Source organism: Psychrobacillus sp. BL-248-WT-3 (genome assembly GCF_012843435.1).
Taxonomy (GTDB): domain Bacteria; phylum Bacillota; class Bacilli; order Bacillales_A; family Planococcaceae; genus Psychrobacillus.
This window is the reverse complement of record NZ_JABAFC010000069.1, coordinates 1-6,514: the sequence shown is the minus strand read 5'-3', so window position 1 is coordinate 6,514 and position 6,514 is coordinate 1. Positions and strand designations below refer to the sequence as shown.

Below are 6,514 nucleotides of genomic sequence, written 5' to 3'. Positions count from 1 at the left end.
GAAAAGCGAGGAGGCTTCTCCTCAGCCACCGGAGCTTTTAACCATTTGATCCCGAGGGGCAAGGCGGTGGAGCTAGACAACAAGAAAAGCGCAACCGCCTATCTCTGCCCCGACAGGCAAATGGAGAAAAGCGAGGAGGCAGCTCCTCAGCCACCGGAGCTTTTATACATTTGACCCCGAGGGGCAAGGCGGTGGAGCTGGACAACAAGAAAAGCGCAACCGCCTATGTCTGCCCCGACAGGCAAATGGAGAAATGCGAGGAGGCAGCTCCTCAGCCACCGAAGCTTCAGAACTTTATAGTTTCCTAAACAACAAAAAAACTCTGCCCAAGCTGAGTAGCTTTAAACAGAGTGATAGATTTACAACTTTTTAAGCAATTTTGGCAAGTAGTCATGCAAATCTTCAAAAGAATATCCTAAGCTTTTAGCACGTTCATTACTCATCAGCCAAGTTTTTGATAGATTGTAAGGTGAATCTTCTCCCTCAATGGGATTTAAGCTAATACTCGCCTCTTTACCCGTCTCAGCTTCGATTAAATGAACTAAATCCTTCAGCTTAATCTTACCGTTGGTGGTCGCATTCACAGCTCCGGTAAATGTAGAGAGTCCAATCCACGCAAGGAACTGTCCAATCTCTTCCTCCGAGATAAAATCTATATAAGCATCCGAGTTTACTAGATGAAATTCATCTCCGCTCATAATTTTCCCAACATAATATTTCAATCGGTTGGTGTAATCATGTTCACCAATGACGATTGGTGGTCGAACAGCGGCTACTGGAAACTCCGCGTGCTGAAAAAAGACAGCCTCCGCTTGGCGTTTTCCTTCCGCATAGGTAAAGTTCTCTTTCGTTCCCATGACTATGGAATGCTTTTCTGGAATAAAATCTTCCTCTTTAGATAGCTCTTTTCCTTCATAAACAGACTTTGAAGAAGTAAGAACATACTTTTTCGTATGTCCATTAAACACTTCTACCGCGTCCAACGCATCTCTAGAGGCATAACAGATTTGATCAAAAACAACATCCCATTTTTCTGATTGAAGCTTCTCTTTGTCAGCCAACAAACTGGATCGATCTATAACCATCTGATTTACTTTTTTAGAAAAAACATGTGCTGTATTTCCTCTAGTTGCGACTGTTACTTCTATTCCTTCATTTAAAAGTGCCTCCACTAAATGAACACCAAAAAAACGGGTTCCACCTAAAACCAATACCTTCTTCAAAGTTCCACCCCTCTACTGGATATTCATACCATTATAACGGATTAAAAATATGTAGTGAAAGCCCCGTATCCAAAATAAACGGTAAGAACTGATAATATACCAAACACGATACTCTCCACTGTTCCACCAGTTCTCGTAGTTATAGGAAAACGAACTGTCACAGGTATTGGAAAGAATAATTTAACTCCATTTTTCGTAGCCATATCTAAAAGAAGATGACTTGCTACCCCAACTGAAACTCCCATCATAATGGACTTGTCCCAGCTAAAATAATTCATCAATGCAACTAATAGAAGAATGAACAATAGACTATGCGTAAAGGATCTATGTCCAAACACTTTGTTAATAATTTTAGATATGAGTGGAAAACGTCTTCCTATCATACTTCCACCGTGGCAAATATCCGGTAGAATCGCACCTGCCACTCCTCCTACGACCAGCAATACCGGGTCATAATCTGTCATCTGTGAAATAGCAAGACTTGCTGCAAGACCGCCAATAATATGTGTGTTTCCTGTCATGCTATTAATTCTCCTTTTCTTATGTATCGAGAAAGCATGAAACATTTTACACTATTTGGTTTTATATCTAAATAGGTGAAATATCGTAACCTATCCATTTAGTTAGGCAAAAAGACACTGTTTCCACTAAAAAAGAGACTTCTTGTTCACTGGACAGGAATTCTACAAGAACCATCTAATGAATTAAGGGAAAAAACGGGGCTAGGACAAAACGCTCCTCAACAATAAAAAGCCTCGAAAATTTTACGACCTTGTAATTTTTCGAGGCTTCTATTCAAATATACCTGTAGTTGTTTTCCGTTACAGTGGACGCTTTCCGGGGGCACGGCTTCAATCTCCTCGTTACTTCGTTGAGGGCACTGAAAAACTTACGTTTTTAAATTTGTTTTTGAAAATAAAAAAGGGTACTTTTTGTTCAAATTGAACAGAAAATACCCTTTTTCATTTTCTTATTCTTGCTCTCATTCGTTGAGTAACTTTAGGATTCGCTTCAAGTTGACCGCAAATATGGTTGTGGCTCCTTGTATTTCCATGCCAAAAAGACCCCTCCTAATCGTTTATCGTAGCCGTGTCCACCCTTTAACTCACTATTCTTTGCCTCAATTTTATATCGCTCTTTGGCAAGCTGTTTAAATTCTTCGGTATTCTGAAATGCCTCTTGTTCAAGGTGCTCTGTCGATTTAATTGTGACACAATATGTTTTAGATTTAGATCCTTCTTTGTAACACCCACCTTTGAAAGGGCATATTTTACATTTTTCCACATCAAAATTATTTTTGATTTGAGGGTTACGGTTGCCATGTATGGACTTAAGTTCAGCGTTTCTTGGTTTGAAATCATTGTGCGCACCCCTGTATTTACTTTTCTTTGGTATAGCAAGAAAAGATTTTTTTGCCTGAGCACATTTTTTAAAAATTCTATAGTGGATTGGAGTGCAGAGCGGTGACTCCTAGGGGATTAGCGGCCACGGCGAGCACCCGGACTGAGCGCAGCGAGGGAGAAGGCTTGCCGGGCCGCCCCCAGGAAAGCATCCGCTCGGAACGGAAAGACACGGATTCAGGAAATAGGAGCTTTATTCATACTCTATCCCTAAGCGTTTTAAAAGTACTTTTTCAGTGCTCTCACTTCGTTCCTGCGATGCTTTCAGCTCGAGCTGTTCCCCCAGGAATCGCCAGCTCCACTTCAAACAACAAGAATTGAAAGGTTTCTTACAAGAAATTGTGCGGACCTTAAAAATGAAGTAAAAACATGAAATCGAGTTTCCGTTTCATTTTTTTTAATTCACTACTAAATTTTAACCTGAATAGCTAGGTTTTTAATTTGTATATAGTTTTGAACGGCTAAATGACTTTTTTCTCGTCCAATCCCACTCTTCTTATATCCACCGAAAGGCATTTGCACGCCTCCAGCTGCTCCATACGTGTTGATAAAAACTTGACCAGCTTCAATACGAGCAGCTACATAATGAGCCACGTCAATATCCTTTGACCACACTCCAGCAACAAGGCCATATTCAGTTTCGTTTGCTAGCTCAATTGCTTCTTCAACTGAATGAAAGCGGACAACGCTCAATACTGGCCCAAATATTTCCTCCTGAACATAGCTCTCTTCATGACTAGTTGCTTCGATAATTGTAGGGGAAATATAATATCCATTCTCATAGTCTCTTACCTCTACACCCTTCCCTCCAACTAGCACATTGCCTTGCTTACTTGCTTCACTTAAAATATTTAAAATACGTTCGTGTTGCTTTTGGTTAATGATTGGCCCGACATCTGCATTAATGGATGCTGGTCCTATGGATAGCTCTCCAAACCTGACAACAAGCTGCTCTAGTAGCTCATCAGCGATCGTGTCCTGCACTAGCAGGCGTGAGCCTGCAGAGCACGTTTGACCCGCATTTTGCGTAATGGAATTGACAATGGCAGGAATTGCACGATCCAAATCGGCATCCTGGAACACAATGTTGGGTGATTTACCACCTAACTCCAGCGTTACAGGTACAATGTTCGCTGCTGCAGATTGCATGACCGATATTCCCGTCTGTACAGATCCGGTAAAAGTGATTTGGTTGATTCCTTTATGTGAGCTTAATGCTGCCCCAACCTCAGCCCCATATCCAGTTAAATGCTGAAAAACTCCCTTTGGAAGCTTTTCATGAAACCATTGTGCTAGAAAATTTGTGGACAAAGGAGTATCCTCTGAGCTTTTTACAATTACTACATTTCCGGTTGCAAGTGCTGCTCCTACACTTCGCGCAGTAATTTGAATCGGGTAATTCCAAGGGACAATATGTACTGTTACGCCGATAGGCTCCACTACTGTTACATTCAATAAATTCTCTTCAATTGGAATTGTATCACCGAACACTTTATCAGCAATACCTCCGTAAAACTCGAAGTATCGGGCTGCTGCTTCTACATCGGCTCGGGCTTGATTCATCGGTTTTCCAACGTCCAGAGATTCAAGCGCTGCAAGTTCCTCTGCATGTAATCTTATGTAGCCAGCTAGCTCCACTAATAATTGTCCTCTTTGAAAAGGCTTGAAGGCCTTCCATTCTTTGCTCTTCAATGCCAGTCTTGCTGCTGCCACAGCCTCGTCCACATGCGTTTCATTACCACGAACGATTTGAGCTATTACGTCACTTGTAGCAGGATCCCGTACATCAATCCACTGGTTGCCACTGACCCACTCTCCATTAATTAGCATATTAATTTTTTCCATAAAAAGCTTCCACCTCCTTTAAATATTCCTACCACCGTCCACATGAATCACTGAACCTGTAATGATTTGAGCCGCATCGGACAATAGATGCACAACTGTTGCAGAAATGTCAGACGGTTTAATCAATCTACCTAAAGGAACACTTTCTGCAAAGATATCTTTATTCAGCACTACTTCCCCTTTTTGAGAAGAAAACTGTCCTAGCATTTGAGTATCAGCAGGACCAGGATGTATTACATTTACTCGTACGTTATAAGAAGCAGCTTCTAACGCAAGCGCCTTAGAGAATGCCTCGACAGCTCCTTTTGATGCTACATAGCTTTGAAGACCTGGTCGTGGTCGCGTGACAGAAACTGACCCAATGTTGATAATCGATCCATTTTTAGCCTCCCTCATGTAGCGTATTGCTTCCTTACATGTTAAGAAAGTCGCTGTTGCATTGATATTGATAAGCCTATGCCATTCGGTTAGTTCTACATCTACTATTGACTTAGCAGCCTGTGCAATTCCAGCGATGTTCACTAAGCCATCTATTCTATGAAACTCATCATTTATCTCTTTAAACATGGACTGTATACTATTTTCATTTAACAGATCAACCTGTTTCACTCGTAAATTTGTATGTTCCACCCCACCTACAGCATCGGTGTTAATATCTAAAGCAACCACAATTGCACCTTTCTCTAATAAATCTTGAACTACTTGAAGGCCCATTCCTCCACCAGCGCCTGTTACTACGATTACTTTGTTTTCAACTACACCCATTTCTCATCTCTCCTATGCGTAAGATTTAATGTGTTTCATAATTTCCTCAGTAAACTCCGTAGTATTAGCATTCCCGCCTAAGTCAGGGGTTCTAACTTTACCTTCCACTAATGTTTCCTCAATTCCGTCCACGATTACGTTAGCTAGATCTGAGTAGCCTAAATGCTCCAGCATTAAAGAAGTGCTCCATATTTGAGCAATCGGATTGGCTATCCCCTTACCTGCGATGTCTGGAGCAGAGCCATGAATGGCCTCGAACATAGACGGATACTGTTTTTCTGGATTGATATTCCCTGATGGAGTGATACCTAGACCACCTGAAATTGCTGCTCCTAGATCCGTTAATATATCTCCAAATAAATTACTACCTACAACTACATCAAAAATTTCCGGCTTAGATACGAAGAAAGCAACAAGTGCATCGATATGATAGAATTTTGCTTCTATCTCTGGGTAGCCTGCTCCAATTTCCTTTGCTATTTCGTCCCAAAAAGGCATCGAAAAGTTAATAGCATTAGATTTAGTTGCAACCGATAAATGTTTTGAACCTCTTTTTTGCGCAAGCTCATATGCGTATTTGATCACTCGCTCACTACCCATGCGTGTAAACACACTATTTTGAACAACAACTTCATAAGGAGTTCCCGCATGCAAGCGACCTCCACTGTTTGAATACTCACCCTCTGTATTTTCTCGGACAACAACAAAATCTATGTCCTCCACACCCTTGCCGACTAAGGGGCTTTGAATTCCTTTCAATAGCTTGATCGGTCTTAGATTAATATATTGTTGAAACGCTCGCCTAATCGGTAAGATTAACTCCCATACCGAGATATGGTTAGGCACTTTAGGATCACCTACTGCCCCAAACAAAATTGCCTCATAGTCTTTTAATATAGACAGCCCATCTTCCGGCATCATTTTACCGTGTTTTAAATAGTAGTCACAATTCCATTCATAAGGATTAACCTCAAAAGTGACACCACCATGTATATCTTCCACAAGCTGAAGCACTCTTCGGGCCTGAGTCATCACCTCTGGTCCTATACCGTCTCCTGGAATACAAGCAATTTTATGTATCATAATTAAATACCCCACCTCTATTTCTACTAAATTAATAAGATTATATTATCATTTAAATAATAGTCTGGTAAAGTTTTTAACAAATAATTTAAAATTATCAAATAATTTTAAATTTGATTTATGGATCTACGTCAATATCCTGGACATAAAAAAGTTAAGTCTCTGTCAGAACGGCATCCAATCATGGAGCGTCCTGTA

The 6,514-nt window shown here is 40.8% G+C and carries 5 protein-coding genes and 1 pseudogene; all 6 read right to left on the bottom strand.

The features are described 5' to 3' along the window. Positions 1-359: 359 nt before the first annotated feature. The 6 genes and pseudogenes from HF876_RS18450 to HF876_RS18425 all read right to left on the bottom strand — a co-directional run bounded on the left by HF876_RS18450 (position 360) and on the right by HF876_RS18425 (position 6,316). Positions 360-1,223: an NAD-dependent epimerase/dehydratase family protein gene (locus tag HF876_RS18450; protein WP_169361520.1), complete on the bottom strand. Its 864-nt coding sequence runs from the start codon at positions 1,221-1,223 to the stop codon at positions 360-362. Between the two features lie 41 nt (positions 1,224-1,264). Further along, a complete protein-coding gene (locus tag HF876_RS18445) occupies positions 1,265-1,744 on the bottom strand; it encodes a metal-dependent hydrolase (RefSeq protein ID WP_169361519.1) in 480 nt (159 codons plus the stop codon). A gap of 461 nt (positions 1,745-2,205) precedes the next feature. Then, positions 2,206-2,513, bottom strand: a pseudogene (locus tag HF876_RS18440) (transposase); the annotation flags it as partial. Between the two features lie 518 nt (positions 2,514-3,031). Beyond that, complete coding sequence (locus tag HF876_RS18435; RefSeq protein ID WP_169361518.1) at positions 3,032-4,468, bottom strand: aldehyde dehydrogenase family protein; 1,437 nt, start codon at positions 4,466-4,468, stop codon at positions 3,032-3,034. 18 nt (positions 4,469-4,486) lie between these two features. Further along, positions 4,487-5,233, bottom strand: a complete 747-nt coding sequence (locus HF876_RS18430; protein ID WP_169361517.1) for an SDR family NAD(P)-dependent oxidoreductase — start codon at positions 5,231-5,233, stop codon at positions 4,487-4,489. Positions 5,234-5,245: 12 nt separating this feature from the next. After that, positions 5,246-6,316 carry a tartrate dehydrogenase gene (locus HF876_RS18425; RefSeq protein ID WP_169361516.1) on the bottom strand — a complete coding sequence of 357 codons (1,071 nt, stop codon included), beginning with the start codon at positions 6,314-6,316 and terminating at the stop codon, positions 5,246-5,248. Positions 6,317-6,514: the final 198 nt, after the last annotated feature.

Excerpts from the sequence above, each read along its gene's own strand:
- HF876_RS18445 (WP_169361519.1), bottom strand. The coding sequence starts at position 1,744 with ATGACAGGAAACACACATATTATTGGCGGTCTTGCAGCAAGTCTTGCT.
- HF876_RS18435 (WP_169361518.1), bottom strand. The coding sequence starts at position 4,468 with ATGGAAAAAATTAATATGCTAATTAATGGAGAGTGGGTCAGTGGCAAC.
- HF876_RS18430 (WP_169361517.1), bottom strand. The coding sequence starts at position 5,233 with ATGGGTGTAGTTGAAAACAAAGTAATCGTAGTAACAGGCGCTGGTGGA.
- HF876_RS18425 (WP_169361516.1), bottom strand. The coding sequence starts at position 6,316 with ATGATACATAAAATTGCTTGTATTCCAGGAGACGGTATAGGACCAGAG.